Annotated in this window: 12 protein-coding genes; 4 read left to right on the forward strand and 8 right to left on the reverse strand. The window is 40.4% G+C overall.

The genetic code is table 11. The features are described from left to right. Position 1 precedes the first annotated feature (1 nt). The 3 genes from AC1RJ8_RS06850 to AC1RJ8_RS06860 all read right to left on the reverse strand — a co-directional run bounded on the left by AC1RJ8_RS06850 (position 2) and on the right by AC1RJ8_RS06860 (position 5,848). Positions 2-3,553 carry a hypothetical protein gene (locus AC1RJ8_RS06850; RefSeq protein WP_492953017.1) on the reverse strand — a complete coding sequence of 1,184 codons (3,552 nt, stop codon included), beginning with the start codon at positions 3,551-3,553 and terminating at the stop codon, positions 2-4. 562 nt (positions 3,554-4,115) lie between these two features. Beyond that, positions 4,116-4,607, reverse strand: a complete 492-nt coding sequence (locus tag AC1RJ8_RS06855; protein ID WP_492953016.1) for a hypothetical protein — start codon at positions 4,605-4,607, stop codon at positions 4,116-4,118. A 113-nt stretch (positions 4,608-4,720) separates the two neighbouring features. After that, positions 4,721-5,848: a sensor histidine kinase gene (locus tag AC1RJ8_RS06860; RefSeq protein WP_492953015.1), complete on the reverse strand. Its 1,128-nt coding sequence runs from the start codon at positions 5,846-5,848 to the stop codon at positions 4,721-4,723. 92 nt (positions 5,849-5,940) lie between these two features. On the opposite strand from AC1RJ8_RS06860, the gene AC1RJ8_RS06865 reads away from it, so the two are divergent. Then, entirely contained in the window at positions 5,941-6,093 is a 153-nt protein-coding gene (locus tag AC1RJ8_RS06865) for a hypothetical protein (protein ID WP_492953014.1), read from the forward strand. 24 nt (positions 6,094-6,117) lie between these two features. Here AC1RJ8_RS06865 and AC1RJ8_RS06870 read toward each other — a convergent pair whose 3' ends face one another. Beyond that, entirely contained in the window at positions 6,118-6,852 is a 735-nt protein-coding gene (locus AC1RJ8_RS06870) for a LytR/AlgR family response regulator transcription factor (RefSeq protein ID WP_492953013.1), read from the reverse strand. Between the two features lie 654 nt (positions 6,853-7,506). Then, positions 7,507-7,848, reverse strand: a complete 342-nt coding sequence (locus AC1RJ8_RS06875) for a hypothetical protein (RefSeq protein ID WP_492953012.1) — start codon at positions 7,846-7,848, stop codon at positions 7,507-7,509. A 435-nt stretch (positions 7,849-8,283) separates the two neighbouring features. On the opposite strand from AC1RJ8_RS06875, the gene AC1RJ8_RS06880 reads away from it, so the two are divergent. Further along, positions 8,284-8,685: a hypothetical protein gene (locus AC1RJ8_RS06880; RefSeq protein WP_492953011.1), complete on the forward strand. Its 402-nt coding sequence runs from the start codon at positions 8,284-8,286 to the stop codon at positions 8,683-8,685. A gap of 585 nt (positions 8,686-9,270) precedes the next feature. On the opposite strand, the gene AC1RJ8_RS06885 is transcribed toward AC1RJ8_RS06880, so the two are convergent. Further along, entirely contained in the window at positions 9,271-9,597 is a 327-nt protein-coding gene (locus AC1RJ8_RS06885) for a hypothetical protein (protein ID WP_493008037.1), read from the reverse strand. Positions 9,598-9,658: 61 nt separating this feature from the next. After that, entirely contained in the window at positions 9,659-10,681 is a 1,023-nt protein-coding gene (locus AC1RJ8_RS06890) for an LLM class flavin-dependent oxidoreductase (protein ID WP_492953265.1), read from the reverse strand. 120 nt (positions 10,682-10,801) lie between these two features. On the opposite strand from AC1RJ8_RS06890, the gene AC1RJ8_RS06895 reads away from it, so the two are divergent. After that, positions 10,802-11,326, forward strand: a complete 525-nt coding sequence (locus AC1RJ8_RS06895) for a hypothetical protein (protein ID WP_492953010.1) — start codon at positions 10,802-10,804, stop codon at positions 11,324-11,326. 989 nt (positions 11,327-12,315) lie between these two features. Further along, positions 12,316-14,838, forward strand: coding sequence for a glycoside hydrolase family 95 protein (locus AC1RJ8_RS06900; protein ID WP_492953009.1), 2,523 nt, complete (start codon positions 12,316-12,318; stop codon positions 14,836-14,838). A 420-nt stretch (positions 14,839-15,258) separates the two neighbouring features. On the opposite strand, the gene AC1RJ8_RS06905 is transcribed toward AC1RJ8_RS06900, so the two are convergent. Further along, a complete protein-coding gene (locus tag AC1RJ8_RS06905; RefSeq protein ID WP_492953008.1) occupies positions 15,259-15,693 on the reverse strand; it encodes a hypothetical protein in 435 nt (144 codons plus the stop codon). Positions 15,694-16,510 lie beyond the last annotated feature (817 nt).

The raw sequence follows: 16,510 nt of genomic DNA on the forward strand, positions 1-16,510 counted from the left end.
ATTATATTTGCTCAACAGGTTCAAATTTGTAAATTCTAAAAGGGACACTTAAAGTGATCTGAAACTGGTTTCCGTCGACTCCAAAATCAACGCTTGGCCTTTGTGTAAAATCGGCATTGTACATATCCCTGATATTGGTATAAATTTTGAATAACCCTGAACTTTTATCCTTAGCCAGGAACTCGACAAATTCACCGGTATCGAGAATTGCCTGCTTCTTCTTTAAATCGGTACTGAGTGTATTAGCATCTATTTCGACACCGAGGTCATTCACGACCTTACAGTAGACCATAATGCATTGATCAGACTCTTCTACAGCCCAAATTTTGATGTAGGCTTTTGGAATTTCAAGACCTGACCGTTTCACCACATTCTCAAAAATATTGATAAATACATCCACAAAGCGTGCGATCTGTCCATGTATAGAAAACTCAAGCTCTTCTGCATCAATATCAATTTCAAACAAGGGATTCTCTTCCTTTATACTCGCTTCAGCAACCCATATCGCATCTTCCAATTGATAAGGAGTAGAACTTCCCGCCGATGATGGAATGAACCACTCAATTATTTTATCAAACTGTGCCTGCAGATCGGTTCTTCCCTGACTTATTGCACCTTGAAGTTCGAGGAAAGGTCCATATTCACCGGTAAGTGCGGCCTCTTGAAGATTATTTAAAAGTGTCTTTGCTTCCTTTCTTGCTACTTTGTTAAGCTTTTGGCGAATCTCCAAGAGCACATAGATTAATTTTTGTTCAAAAAGGCTAATGACATTATTGACAAACTGCTTTAGGGAAGTATCCTTGTTGGTGGTATCGTAAATCCTTTCGTAATCAAATTCAAATAATACAAAATCAAATAAACCATTTGGTTTACTTGGTTTTGTAATCTGGAGCCAGTTATTTGCTATTTCGGAAATCAATCCATCATAGGCAGAAGAAAATTCCGTAAATGAACGGTCTAGTTCCTGTACAATCTGCTGTGAATACCCCTTAAATTTGTCCAGCCAAAATTTGTTTTTCATATAAGGTCCATCCTTTGCCTGTTTCTTTGTGATAAGATTATGCTTCTGAAGTGGAATCCGCATTGTCCTTTCGAGTTCTCCATGCCGTATGCGGGTGCTGATAAAACGGTCCAGGCCAACATCTGAGGAAAGGTAAGATTTGCCGATAGTTTCAATCATATAACTCAGCAAAGCAAAAACCTCATTGACCGGTACATTGATTTTTGATGCGTCCTTAGTGTCTGGAATTTCAAGTTTGAATTTTTCAATGTTCTTCGAATTTTGGCTAATTGAATTCACACCATGACGAAGGTACGCCTGATACCTTCCATAAGTTTCTGCCAGTTCTCCCTGTGCCCACTCCTTAACACTCTCTATATCTACGTAAACTCTACTTTGGTCAATTTCCTGTCTACGGCTTAAAATTACCTGTCTCCGAACCAGGCCATTGATTTCCTGTTTGTATTCTTCCTCATTGTCCGGATCAATCTCAACCAACCATCTACAAACATACAGCCTTTCGGCAAGGACTTCTTCAGTCCCACCTTCAAAAGCATCTGACATATCCATTGTCGATTCCACACAGATGAACCTTAAATAATAAATAAATTTTTCCTTTGAATTGGGACCAATATCACGGGCTAGTTCCGAAGGTTTGCTTACGCCATTTTTTGTTAAATAATCTTCATAAGCAAACCTTCTGGCAGTTTCAAATGAACTGTCCAGGTTTCTTACGCACGCATCAAAAATAATAGGTAGCTCAATCAGCGAATTAACACTCTTCCAACAGGCGGTGCCAGGTTTAATTTGTGCTGCAAGCTCTTTCAGGGGTAAAAATGGGTAATATGATCTGTTATGGACAAAACAATCTGCCGCAGTTTTTGTCGCCTGAATCAAATCGTTGCATTCCAAATGGGCATGGGATATAATTCCATAAGCCCTACGTTCAAAATAGCCCGAATGGCTATGACAAAGTGGCCCTGCATGTAAGATTGCTGCACCAAAATTAGAAGCCTCAAAATATTTTCTGGCCGATAAAAGGTCAGCTTGCATCGAAGACAGTCCCCCTAATCCAAAATGCTCTGACGGCTCCAAAAGGAAACTATGGTACCCGACACTAAGGCTAGATGGATAGATAAGATCACACAGTGCTCTATAACGGCCTGCCATATCCAAATCCAGCTGATAATCTATCAGCACCGGATTCAGTTTACTATCGCTCAAGAGCATTTTTTGCCCAGCTTCTATCCGTCGCGGGAACTGATTCTCCTGGTTTATGCTAATCGTAATAGCCGATATCCAGCTAAAATTTGAAAAGTTCAACGCTATCTTACTCAACGTATTATAGATATCATTAACCCCTTTAACTCCTTTATTAAAGACCTTGCTAATTCCATCAATCATCAAATCACGGAGGGAACCATTTATATAATCGTCTGCTTCCTTATCATAAACTGCTGGGTCTAGAGCATCCGACCCTAATATTGCACAGGAATAGGACTTGACCAAAATGCCCATAACATTGCATGGATCTATGTCAAGAGCCTTGTCCGCCTGCGCGAATGCTTCCTCATAATTCCCTTGTAAATAAAGTTCATACGCGTGATTGCCCGCAGATTTCAGCTTATCTTCCTGAAAGTCCATCCCCAACAGCGCACACATCAGGTCCATTCTGTCATCAGCTATCTTATTCTTAAAATGCGCCAATGCAGAAAACACTTTGATCAGGTCTATGCTATTTTTACTGACCACCATATGCTGTAGGGCTAATATAAAAGCCTCATAATAATCAATGATCGAGGTAGAGTAACTCTGCCTAAGTATATGTGCATAACCATCGAGGTCTGCAGGTAAAATATTCAGCAAATGATAGCCCGCAAACTCTTTATAACCGGGTTGCAGGTCTGGATCCAGCTGGTCAAGGATCGGCTCAAGCTCACCTTTCAATCTTCCCAATGAAGTCTGGGGTTCGTTTGCTACGCTATTCCAATATACAATAAACTTAATCAGACTACGGTCCCTCAATTGTGATCTTATCTTCTGGTTAAATTTCTTTTGTGGTTCCAGACCCAATGTCAGCTGTAAAAAAGCAGTCCTTGTTTTGATTAGCCAGAGAGAAGATCCGAACTGCCGCTCAATGGTGTCCAAATAATTACCGGCAGACTCATATTCTCCGCACATCAGTGCATTAGAATAACTGTTGGAATACCTTATAAATTCTGAAATATACTTGGTGTTTACCGAGATAATGTATCTGGCCCATAAAAGTTCTGAATTGGCTTCTGTTTTTAAAAGCCTTAATGAATCCAGGTCCCTAACTGTCCTCTTGCTTTTCCCATTCAACAACATAGTGGTCCAATCCGGAGACTTGACCATTTCATCAATGAATGCCTTGTAATAGTCTGGCAGTAGGTTTGCCCTTAAAACCGGAATATTCTCATAGGCTTTTGCCGATCGGATACGAAAATATTTTCCTTCGAACCTTTCTGATTTTATATTGTTCGAGGCAATTCTTACACGTTTTAAATGTGAAATTGGTTTATGTTTTGACATCCTATATTACGAGTGCATTATTTTAGACTTCACCTAGCTTCAACGGGTTGTTGTCTTTATTAGTTATTGAATTAATAGTTATTTGGTTAGGGCCTATCATTTTCAATTACGCCCCAAATTCAAGTCCGCCATTCAGACGCAGACTTATTGATGCTCGATCATTCCATCTAAAGGAATGTTCGAGTTGCTTAAATTATATGCAAGTTATACGGTAAATAATCATTTTTGTAACTCTCATTACCTGCGCCACGTACAGCGCAACCTCGTTGTGAGGCACGACATTGATTTTTCCCATTTTTATTAATTTATTTTGACTTTTTAATTGTTTGAATATATGTTGTTTTCGGACTACTCTTAACCTGTGCATTAGATACGAACCTACCCGTAATAGATATCCCGCCCCATACTACACCACCCATTCCGAGGCATAGCATCTTTAAGTTACCCGCCAGCCAAAAGGGAACACAAAACACGGCTAACCAATCTCCCCATAGACTATAAACCACGGCATTCCCAACTGGTGAAAAAACCTGCAGGATATATCGCTACATCCTGCAGTATCTTAGCTGAGCGCGCCGTCAATACCTTGATGAGACGGAGTACTTTCAATATCATTTAAAAAGCCTACAAAATCCTGCAACACATTAGTAATGTGCGCAAGCTCATGCTCTAGGAAGCCCATGGCTACCGGATCCCGATGCAGACTAAATATATCCTTAATGTTATTTTCGTGCTCGATGAGCAGACTGTTGAGCTTTTCAATTTGATCACCCGCAGTAAGCGGCAGCAAAGGCCCCTCCACTCCACGGCTGGCCGCATAAGCACCCAGGCCACCGACAGTCCAGACCTGCCTGGAACTGAGCAGAAAAAGCAGTGAATCAAAGCACTGGAGCAGCGCACTGTGTCGGATGAAGTAAGCCATACCAGCCATACCCCTTTCACGGGTAGAGTTCTTCCAGAAAAAATCAAATTCATCACGTAAATGACGTGCCGTGCAAACGTTGCGGAACAATGCAGCAAATAAATTTTCCACCCTGACTAATTCTTTTTTCATCTTTCCGAATCACCTCTAACAGAACCAATTTGACCAAATAGATTTAAAAACGAATATTTTAAGGACGAAAAGAGAGAATACCTACATGAAAGGATATTTTTTCGGGATGAACTTTAGTTTAAGTTAGTGGTCAAAAGTTGTTTTCGCTCTCCCAGGCGTAAGATCCTGTTTACAGGAACAGCGATTCTTGTAATAAAAAGTTCGCCTTCCCTAGCAAAATGGAATCCTATATCGCCTCCATAAGCAAAACGGAGGCGTTGCCCGATATTTTTCAGACCAGCATTTGTACTGGCCGCCCCAGGCCTAAGGTTTACTGCATTTGAAGTTTCGATAACCAACTTACCCTCATCCACAGTGGCACTGATGCGAATTTCGTGCAGGGCATGGCCAACATCACCGTGCTTGAATATATTTTCCACCAGCGTCAGCAGCACTAGCGGGATAAAACGCAGTTCCATTGCCTGTTCCGAAAAATAGCTCATTACCTTAAGCTCCATATTCTTTCTGAGCTGATAAAGATAGATCAGTTTTTCAACCTGCTCAATCTCCTCACCAAGGGATACCGTATCATCAAGATCACCCGAATCCACCGCATAACGCATCATCTCAGAAAGGGTCATAACTGCCTGGGAAGCCTCCAAGGAGAGTTCTGCGATGCTATGGTAAATAAAATCCAGCGTATTAAAAAGAAAATGCGGATTGATCTGTGCCTTTAAAAAATCGTTCTGCGCCTTTGAAAGTGCCCGCTTTATCTGTTCCTCCTCGATCACCTTTTCCAGCCGCTGCTTCTCCATCTCTTCAGCCCTGCCGCGTTCAACCAGATAGTTTTTAAGGAAAAAATAGGCGGCAGAAAAACCGAACACATAGATCCACCGGTAAAGGATCTTGGAACTGTAGGCCCATGTAAGCGAAAAACCCTCCGAACGGTTGGCAAAACGCCAATGGATCATCATCAGGTCAGTATAATAATTAGCCAGAAGAAAGACCACAAAAAGAAGTGCCACACCGAGTGGAGCGCGCCAGAACGCATGTGTTTTAAGCTTAAAAGCTTGGGGCAGAACCAGGAGTGCAGATAGATAAAATACCCCGATAGTAATCAGATAATGAGAAATATAATTCACTGGATGCCCGAAAGCCCCTACCATCAGGCCGACCGCCACAACCTCATAACAAATAAAGAGAAACCAGACCAGGATATGTACCCAATACTCCTTAAACCTTGCTGAAATAGTTTTTTTCATGTGTTTTTTCCTTTATAAGTAGGATAGTACAGGTACTATCCGAGTACTTTTTTGGGCCTGTCCAGGGCGGCTAGTTTTCATAAAAAAACATTATGAAACAGCCAAAAAACACCCTAAAAACAAGAACCGTATTTGTATTCAGATCAACCAAAAAGCAGTTCAGAAACTTTGATACCACTCCTACAGATGCTACCACAGCGACCTTTACTACAACAGCAACAGGCTCCGGGGTGATCTTCCAATAAACGGCAACTCTTCAGGGCCTGCGCTCAACCTTTACGCTTCGCCCTGAAGAGCTTATCGTCAACAAACTCGTTGAAATATTTCTTATAGTAATCTCCTACCGTGATCTTTGTCCCGGTCACCATCTTGATGGTATTCCCCTCAATATATTCGATATAATCCTGCGCAATGATAAAGCTTCGCTGGAACTGCAGAAAACCTTCCCTGGGAAGCAATTTCTTTGCTATTTCACCCAGCGTGCTGTAAGTCAGAAAACTCTTGTCCCTGGTATGCACCTGCACATAGTTCATTTTGCTTTCCACCGCAACAATGTCACTGTAATTCACTTTGATCAGCCTTAGGTTTTCTTCCTTGCTCTTGATAAACATAAAATCATCGGCAGCTGTTAGACCACCATCCCCCGTTTTCTGCGGAAAGAGCTTATTGAAGATAACAATGAACTTTCCCAGGGAATAAGGTTTTAACAAAAATGCATCCGCCTCAACCTCGTAAGCATCAAAGGCATATTGACGGTGCGCAGTAGTAAAGATCAGTTTATCAGTCTTCTGCCTAACCTCCTTAGCAAGCTCAACCCCAGTAATACCAGGCATATCCACATCCATAAGAATCAGATCCACAGGCTCGCCTGCAGTAATCTCTATAAGCGCTTTGAGCGGATCAGTGTAACTTTTGATCAATTGCAGCTGGGGAACCGAGTCGATGTACCGCTTCAATCCCGCCACCGCATGCGGCTCATCATCTACAATTATGCACTTGTACATTACGACTAGTTTCTGTTTGGGTTTTAAATATAGGGCTTTAATTTTTTTTTGATGGCATTCACGCATCTTTTTCCCGAAAACAAGTTGTTTTATGTAGAAAATGAGTCTTATTACAGAGACAGCGGACCAACAAACCAATCATCAGCTGCTACGTATCACCCTTTACCACAGCAACTTTCAGCACCCCAGCCCGTTATTTGGTTTTAACATGACAGGAGTAGCTTGCGGCTACACTTACACTAATCACCAAATATCTAAATAGGAATTCGCCGAATAGCCAGAATTAATCATGAGCACATATAAACAAGATGGTAGACAAGTTTTTTAGTTACCATTTTTTATCATGACATGGATTTGCCCGACAAAAATATAGAGGTGATTTTTTGGCATCAAACCAGAATTAACAAAACTTAAAACACTAATCAACAACCCATTACACTCCAAGGTTCGACTCCCTTTCGCTCCATCATGGAAATGATAAACACCACCCCGCATCTACAGGAACAAAAACAGTAATATTATTGTGTCTCATTGTTTATAGATCAATTTAGATAACGGACACAAATTCATTTAGCTCAAATGGCACAGCCCGCCAGCTGATAATCCTGCATATGCGTTATGATAAACCGAACGGCTTGGGATCAACAAAAAGTACTAATCCCACATCGTGCCATTAAGCCCCAGTATCAGACCCATCCACAACCCAACCATTACAGCAAAAACGCTCAAAACAAAAAAGACCGTACCTATCCACCCTTTTATTCTTCTAAGTGGCTCAGTTAAGTCATAAAGCAGCCCGATAAACGCACCAAACAAAGGCGTGAGTAAAAGCGGTTTTATACGCCAGTTACTTCCCCATGCAGGATCACCTTTTCCAGCTCCAATAACAAAAACGCTGACCATCACCAATCCGATTGCGCCAACCAACAGCATTCTTTTCAACAGCAAATGGGTAAACAATTTTTTTTCACTTAAATTTTCCTGTACTGTCATCATCTTGATTTTTTTAACAAAACTAAACATTTACTTTGTAATTCAAAGTACTTTTTAATTTATTTTTTTTTTTTAAGCAACTGCCTATCATATATCTGGTAGCAATTGTTAGGATTGATTATTCGGGAAGATTCAAGTCCCCCTGCAGATCCGTAGCAATATCCTATCTTATATACTTACTCCCCTGTCAGGGACAGACGTGGCATCCTTTCGGAACAAAAGATACAGCAGATGGCCCGGCCCTTTAGGGAACAGCGAATAACAACTCCCGCCCTTCTTAATACCAACCAAACAACACCCCATTTTACTGACACAAACAAACAAATAAACAAACCCTCACCTAGCCAATTGCCAAGTCAAAATGTACGATAACCTGCAAAATAAGAGAACTATTTGTTTTTACGCCAGGGCTTTATTAAGTTTAAGAAACAAACCTTTATGAACCAGAACCCAATTGTATTATACATAGACGGCGACAACAATCACAACTTTCTGAACTATACTCAAGATCCAGATAAGATTTCTAAAAATATCAATCATTTTGGAGAAGAATATGCCCAGGATATAGCAATACGAAAACCTATACACACCGATGATGTGGTCAGCATAAACATTGTTGGAAAATACATCTGCATTTTACATACAAACACAGAATTAAAAAGGATGCTGCTTTTTGATTCTATGGCTATTTCGGATGTGGATATGGTTGAGACCTTTTTATCCAAACTATTCAATAGCGCGTTATCGGATGATTTCTTACACAAACTAGAATATCTAAAGTCTCATTCTTCCCCGTCCTTTTATCCAGTTGTGTTAAGCAGTGATATCCCTTTTGAATAATACGATGAATTAGAATACTTCTAGCCGACTACGTTATTCAACAGATTATTGCTCAGATTTTCTGTTGTGAAGTTTTCTTGGAGGAAAAAGCACAAAAAATACAATCAATGACGATGCCACCTGAACGCTTAACCGAATTTCCAACTTCAACAAATAGTTTACACAAAAGAACACTAAGTTATAAACCAGTAGAGCAAGTACTATTTTGATCGAATACCTCATAAGCTATTTGGAGCAATTGATCCATCTATAGGCATTATAAATTTTAAGCTGATCTTTAGATACATTAATTATTATATTCCCTTTTATTTGTTTTTGCTAAACATTACAGCACTACAGCTGCTAAATAATTATCCTTCACTTCGAAACTGTATATTGTACTGACATATAGATATTTATTTTGCAAACGTATGTTTAATTATTGTCTATTGTAAATAATTCTTCATGTTCTACACATATCGTTCCGTTTCCTCCATGTTTAGGTTTGTTTTCTTGATGAATAGTACTCCAGAACAAGCACGAGGTAAAAAAGATGATCATCGAAGCATTTCCGCGCCCACTTATAAACCAGAAATACTAAAGCCTTTAATATCCCGCTTTTACCTTTGAAGTCATTTTCTGATGGTGCCAATACACAATAAGGTTCGCAGCGCTGAATAAAAACACAAGCACTGCAGCTATTTCCAATGATTGACATTTGCTCAACGATTCTTTCCATTCTTTTATTTTCGGATCCCATAACTTCCAGTATTCCTGCTTAGTGATCGAGTGGATTTGCAATTCCGCCCAGAGTTGTTTCCTGTAAGCATCGAGTTCCCTGTTCCTTTGATAGTAATGGTAATAAAACCCACATACCAATACACACAGGGCAAAAAGGAATAACTGTATTTTACGATGACTTGCTTTTGTCATTGGAGGTAATTCATCTGCAAAGGTAGATTATTATCTATTTGTTAAAAAAAATCAAACTAACCTATCTCCATCCAAGTCCCGGCGCAACGTGCTCCAGTATGGCAGATAGCACATGGATGTTGTAATCTACGCCCAAGGTATTTGGAATGGTCAACAATACCGTATCCGCTTCCCGTACCGCTTCGTCGCCAGCCAGTTCCTTTATCAGCTGATCGGGTTCAGCGGCATATCCCCGCCCGAAGACCGCCCTTTGGGTTGGTTCGATATAGCCAAAACTATCCGACCCTTTCCCCTGCTGCCCGAAATAATACCTGTCCTGATCGTTCATCAGCGCAAATATTGAACGGCTGACAGAAACCCTCGGCTCGCGGTCATGTCCCGCTTTCCTCCAGGCCTCCTTGTACAGCCTGATCTGCTCGGCCTGCTGGATGTGGAACGGCTTACCATTTTCATCAAACTTCAAAGTAGAACTCTGCAGGTACATTCCGTGCGCTGCCGCCCAAACAGCAGTCGCATTGGAAGCGGCTCCCCACCAGATGCGCTCGCGCAGTCCCTCAGAATATGGTTCCAGCCTTAACAGTCCCGGCGGATTGGGAAACATCGGATTGGGATTGGGCCTTGCAAAACCTTCACCTTTCAGTCTATCCAGAAACTCCAAAGCCTTTTGCCTTCCCATATCAGCATCGTTCTCTCCATCCTTGGGTGCAAAACCGAAATACCGCCAGCCTTCGATCACCTGCTCGGGCGAACCCCTGCTGATGCCCAGTTGTAACCTGCCACCAGAGATCAGGTCGGCCGCACCGGCATCCTCGACCATATATAAAGGGTTTTCATAGCGCATATCGATCACGCCCGTTCCGATTTCGATCTTAGCAGTTTTTGCGCCAATGGCCGAAAGCAGCGGAAAGGGCGATGCCAATTGCCTTGCGAAATGGTGTACCCTGAAGTAGGCTCCGTCAAGGCCGATTTCTTCAGCCGCAACGGCAAGGTCGATAGATTGTAGCAAAGTATCACTGGCGGTACGCGCCTGATATGAGGAATGTTCCGACCAATGCCCGAACGATAAAAATCCGATTTTCTTCATTTCATTAATTGCTAAATCCAAAGTTACCATTACGCCTATAGCGCCAAGGTCATCGTGCAGTCATAACCTCCATTACCCTTCAGCAAACAATTGCCATAGCTAATTGTTCCAAAGTCAATTATGTCAAGAAGAAAACAGATACGGTCAAAGGAGCAGTTTGCTGCTGCGCTCGAACTGGAAAGAGCGGGCGATAAGGCGGCCGCATTAAAACGCTACAGGCAATCCGCCATGACAGATCCTGCTAATTTCCACGCCTGGAACAGGCAGATGGTGCTTTTGCGCAAAACCGGATCAAAAGAAGATGAGGCCAAGCTCATCAAACTGGCCATAGCCGAATACCAGAAATCCCACGAAACCAAACAACAGGACTGGCTGAAAGAAAACCAGGCCAAGGCAGACAGCACCCGGGAACTGGCCCATGTACTCGGGCTTTTGGAACCAACAGGCCTTCCGAAAAGCGACGACACCATCATCGGGAAATGGCAGGCCAGGCTATACCTGCTAGAATACCGGATCAAAAATGCACGGAAGAAAAAAACCTTGTCCAAAAAGCCTGTACGCAAATTGCCAAAAAGTGCAGCTTCTGCACCTAAAAAGCGTAAGCAAAACGCCCCTACCAAAGCGAAGCCGGCAAAAAAGCAATAAGGTCAATCCAATCTGAACAGGTATTCGTTACCGTTCCCCAGCGATTCGCTGAACAGATTTTTAACCGCTCAAATTCTCCAGGCACCGTAAATACGCCGCCAGTCCGGACAGATATTTACGCTCAAGAAAGCCCCTAAGATAACAGTATACGTTTCCGCCAGCCGTTAATTGCTGCCTGATCTCTATAAATTTTATTTTTCCATATGGATTATCGATCCAAAGATAAAGTAGCAGACCACCGGCCATAGCAAAAAAGAAAGAAAATAATCCATGAAAAACGACAATCAAAAAATGGAAGAAATACCCAGCATCATTAGATAATACTTTGAACCCCATCTCATAACGATGGCCATAAACAATAAAAATTCAAGTGTAATAGAGCCCCATGTAACCAGACTAACCCCGAAAGCATTTTACAAGACGGTTCAACTCCCTTTCGATCTAACCCATTATCAAAACATTTTTTTCCTTTGCAACAGGGATAAATCGGATACCTGCCAGTGAATAAGGCCTGCAGGCGTATGAGCGGATAGCCCGCCATTTGCCCAAACAACAAAGACATATTATCAAAACCCTAAACAAAATCACTATTTCTATGTCGTACCCGTTAATAAAGTGTCCACACATCTGCAGTACGTTTTGCTGTCCTGTTGGCAGAAGACCTTATAAACGATAAAACAAGTTTAAAAACGTTATAAATCAGCCAATACACACTTTAAGCGGTAATCAGTGCACATTCTGGAGCGAAATGAGTGGCCATTTTAGATGGGAATGACGAGTTGGCTTCAACTTTTCAGTGATAACGATAGATATAGTAAGTATTTAAAAAAGTAAAGTGTTCTAGGACAGATTCACGTAATCATTTACTTTTTTTGTGTATAACACTTCTCTTATTATTATTTTAATTTGTCTTGAACGACAATGCTAATTAGCGATTAGATTCCACGTTAACTGATCGTAAGGTAAGAGAAATATAAAGCTTTCCATCCATGAAGATACTATTTACAAAATCAATCTTATTACTATGGGCTATAAGTTTATCTGCCCAATACAAGAATAAAACTCCCTTGAAGTTATGGTACGAAAAGCCTGCAAAAATCTGGGTGGAAGCACTTGCGTTGGGCAACGGAAAAACAGGCAGTATGGCTTTCGGAGGCATCAATTCCGAACATTTTCAATTAAACGACAATACCCTATGGTCAGGATTTCCTGAACCTGGAAATAACGCTAACGGTCAAAAACTATTACCGCTATTAAGGGAGGCCATTTTTAATGATGATGCTACGAAGGCTAATCAGATTTGGAAAAAAATGCAAGGGCCGTATAGTGCGAGATACTTGCCGTTGGGCGATCTACACATTGAATATGGATTTAAGGATAGTACCGTTTCAGCATATTATAGAGATTTAGATATTGAAAACGCCGTTTCAAACGTAAGTTTCAAGCTGGGGGAGGTTACCTATAAAAGAGAGAGTTTTATCAGTTATCCCGACCGGGTTATGGTTATCAAACTAACTGCTGATCAAAAAAGAGCTATGAACATAAATATTTCAATGAGCAGTTTACTCAAATACGTAGTTAATACATCAAATAATGATTTACGTTTAATTGGAAAGGCTCCTAAACATGTAGCTCATAGAAATTCGGAACCAAAACAAATCGTTTATGACGAAAAGGAAGGAATGAATTTCGAGGCACTGCTAAAAGTATTGACGACTGACGGAAAAACAGAAAACTTTGAAAAAGGATTGACAATAGTAGGTGCAAGCGAAATTGTATTATTGTTATCTACCGCTACAAGTTATAATGGATACGACAAATCGCCGGGTTTGGAAGGTAAGGATCCATCAATTGAGAACAGCCAAAACATCTCCCTTGCGTCTAAAAAAACTTTTGATCAACTAAAATCTGCTCATATAAAAGACTATCGAAGGCTATACACTAGGGTTTCTTTTAATTTAGGAAATGACGGAGAATACAACCAGGCAACCACAAATAGGTTAAATAATTTCAAAACAAACAAAAGTGATTTAGGGCTGCATGTGCTCTATTATCAATTCGGCAGGTATTTAATGATCGCCAGCTCAAGACACAACGGTCTCGCAACTAATCTTCAGGGAATTTGGAACAACCTGATCCAGCCAGCCTGGGGTAGCAATTATACGGTAAATGTAAATACACAAATGAACTATTGGCTTGCAGAAAACACCAATCTTTCCGAATGTCATGAACCGCTGTTTGATTTTATATCCCACCTGTCCAAAAACGGTGCAGTAACTGCAAAAGTAAATTACGGAATAGACCAAGGATGGGTTGTTCATCATAATAGCGACATATGGGCAAAAACATCTCCAGCTGGTGGTTATGAATGGGATCCGATGGGTATGCCGAGATTTGCATGTTGGCCAATGGCCGGTGCCTGGCTGAGCACGCATTTATACGAACATTATCTTTACACAAACGATAAAGCTTTTTTACGTAGAAAGGGTTATCCGCTAATGAAAGGCGCAGCACAATTTATGCTGAAATGGTTGGTTACCGATCCAAAAAGTGGTTATCTGGTGACAAATCCGTCAACATCTCCAGAAAATGTGATAAAAATTGATGGGAAACAGTCAGAGTTAACAGTGGCATCCACCATGGATATGAGCATCATCCGGGAGCTTTTTCAAAATTGTATAGATGCCGCTAAAGCTTTAAAAACCGATCGGCATTTTGCAGTCACGCTAGCGAAGACTAGGGCGAAGCTCTATCCTTACCATATAGGCAGATACGGGCAATTACAGGAGTGGTTCCAGGACTGGGACAATCCAAAAGATACCCACCGTCATATATCGCAACTCTATGGGCTGTACCCGGGTCACCAAATTGACGTTTATAAACAAAATGCACTTGCAAATGCCGCAAAAACGTCATTAATACAGCGCGGCGATTTTAGTACTGGCTGGTCTATGGCATGGAAAATAAATTGGTGGGCAAGATTACAAGATGGCGATCATGCATATAGAATGGTTTGCTCCGGATTAAACATGATTAGTCCGGATAAAGACGGTATTGACTATGGTACCGGTGGCGGTGGGGTGTATCCAAATCTTTTCGATGCTCATCCACCATTTCAAATTGATGGGAACTTTGGGGCTACTGCTGGTATAACTGAAATGTTAGTACAAAGCCAACATAAAGAAATATTTTTATTACCCGCATTACCAACTGCCTGGAAAGATGGCTCAATAAAAGGTGTAATGGCAAGAGGAGGCTATCAAATTTGTGAGGAATGGAAAAACAACAAATTACTTACTGCCGAAATCAAAGCTGTCACAGGTAGTGGAAAATGTAGGATCAGAACGTTTAATCCAATCAGAATAAAAGGAGTAATTGCTAGAAGCCAAAAATATCTACTACCAAAAATAACAAACAAATCAATAAGCAAAGACAAATTGCAGTTAAAAGATAGTTATCTCACTGAATTTATTGCTGTAAAAGGTAAAAATTACCAGATCATTGGATTATAATACCCTGATGACAAAAAAACGATAACATTGTATCGGGACCATAACCTACTTGAGATAGTTTTTTAAAGCAATTTTGGCAATTCACCTTTCAAATGTGAAATCCGGATCGCAGGTTCAATCCCAGCCTGAATCTAGTGTTGTTTTCCAGTTGATCAGAGCTAAGAAGCAGTTGAATATCGTTATCGATACGATATATGCAGAACCTTAATTTTACCACAGCCCGCCTGCGCATCCTTTAACTAATTCGCCTATATTTAATATTTATTGCTCATCAATCAAATGTTGGATTTTAGTAGAAACCCCGTAGCAGCTGTGAATCGTTCATCTTACGCTTCAAAATTTTACAGGAGGGTGAGCGCAATTTTAATTCTTGTAAAAATGGGCAAATGGCATTGAGCAGGTATAAAAAGCAAAGCTCAATTAAGTTTTTCTCTTTCTGATAATGACAAATCCGATTGAGGCCAAAGCACCTAACGAAAATAAACTGTAGCCATCAAGTGGACATTGAACAAAATTCACCGTTGCCACATAACCGCAGCGACTTATTCCTGAAACCACAACTTTACAATTCTTATAATTGCTTGGGGATGGACTGATATTATAACACCTGCTGCCTATATCTCCTGAAGAAAAGCTATTCTGATATATCATTACACTGTTTTGCGCACCTTGAGGCATGCAGCCAGAAGCGGCATAAGATTCTGACGTTCCTGTTGGAAGGACATAAATAGGAAAATCTGTTCTTACCGCGTAATCGACCCCGGTAATTACACATCCACTATAACTCTGTCCCCAAAGCCCCAGACAAGGCAAAATAAAAATGAAAACCAATAAATATTTAGGCAAATAAGACATACGATATAAACTGAATAACAAAGATTTCAAAAGAAGATACCAGCAACATTTACAAATAAACAGCTTTGTAACATTTCAAAACTTAACCAAAACAACAAATGACTGAACGAAAACAGCCTTTCTTCAGGCGCATTATTTGGATTAAAGCGGCATGAATTAAATAATGTCATACCCTTATAAATAGTTATTTCCAAGCATAATATCATTCTAGCATCTGTGTATGGCTAAAATATATAAGGTGGCGAATGCAGATATTTTTATGGTTGCATGCAATTTTTTATTTTAAAGAAAGACAAACGCATTAATCATCTTGACAATTGCGTTTACATTTCGAACGCAATTAAACTATACTTTTGGGCAGGTTACTTTTTTAGCAGCTGGTCGTATCGATACCTTTACTATCATTTTTAAAACCAGTATGCTACTTTGAAAACCTACATCAAAGTAGCATATACCGGAAGAAATATCTTGTAGCTATACCTTGGCGAATCAGCTAATGATTTGTTTACATAAGAAAAGTTAGTGATGTTCATCACTTAGTATACACATAAGATTAATTTATTCAGATATATAGCCCCCCTCAAAATAAACTATTGACTTGTCACATTGTTAAGTTGATGATGATGCTTCCAGATCAGATCATCAAGATGGGAATAGATGTAAATAGTATTACATGGCAAGCAAAAAACTGTTGGCTGTTCTAGCCTGGTGTAATCAGTGAACTGGAAATAAAAAGTGTAATTGTAAAATAATAGAAATTGATGCTTAATTGAATGTTAGAACTTTCAGTTGTTAATCGAAAAAAATCGTCCCAAGC

This window comes from Pedobacter sp. GW822-FHT03F06 (assembly GCF_058801365.1).

Bases quoted from the DNA above. Each gene is read 5' to 3' on its own strand.
- AC1RJ8_RS06895 (WP_492953010.1), top strand. From the start codon at position 10,802: ATGTCAAGAAGAAAACAGATACGGTCAAAGGAGCAGTTTGCTGCTGCG.
- AC1RJ8_RS06885 (WP_493008037.1), bottom strand. From the start codon at position 9,597: ATGACAAAAGCAAGTCATCGTAAAATACAGTTATTCCTTTTTGCCCTG.
- AC1RJ8_RS06890 (WP_492953265.1), bottom strand. From the start codon at position 10,681: ATGAAGAAAATCGGATTTTTATCGTTCGGGCATTGGTCGGAACATTCC.
- AC1RJ8_RS06900 (WP_492953009.1), top strand. From the start codon at position 12,316: ATGAAGATACTATTTACAAAATCAATCTTATTACTATGGGCTATAAGT.
- AC1RJ8_RS06880 (WP_492953011.1), top strand. From the start codon at position 8,284: ATGAACCAGAACCCAATTGTATTATACATAGACGGCGACAACAATCAC.
- AC1RJ8_RS06855 (WP_492953016.1), bottom strand. From the start codon at position 4,607: ATGAAAAAAGAATTAGTCAGGGTGGAAAATTTATTTGCTGCATTGTTC.
- AC1RJ8_RS06865 (WP_492953014.1), top strand. From the start codon at position 5,941: ATGAAACAGCCAAAAAACACCCTAAAAACAAGAACCGTATTTGTATTC.
- AC1RJ8_RS06875 (WP_492953012.1), bottom strand. From the start codon at position 7,848: ATGATGACAGTACAGGAAAATTTAAGTGAAAAAAAATTGTTTACCCAT.
- AC1RJ8_RS06860 (WP_492953015.1), bottom strand. From the start codon at position 5,848: ATGAAAAAAACTATTTCAGCAAGGTTTAAGGAGTATTGGGTACATATC.
- AC1RJ8_RS06870 (WP_492953013.1), bottom strand. From the start codon at position 6,852: ATGTACAAGTGCATAATTGTAGATGATGAGCCGCATGCGGTGGCGGGA.
- AC1RJ8_RS06905 (WP_492953008.1), bottom strand. From the start codon at position 15,693: ATGTCTTATTTGCCTAAATATTTATTGGTTTTCATTTTTATTTTGCCT.
- AC1RJ8_RS06850 (WP_492953017.1), bottom strand. From the start codon at position 3,553: ATGTCAAAACATAAACCAATTTCACATTTAAAACGTGTAAGAATTGCC.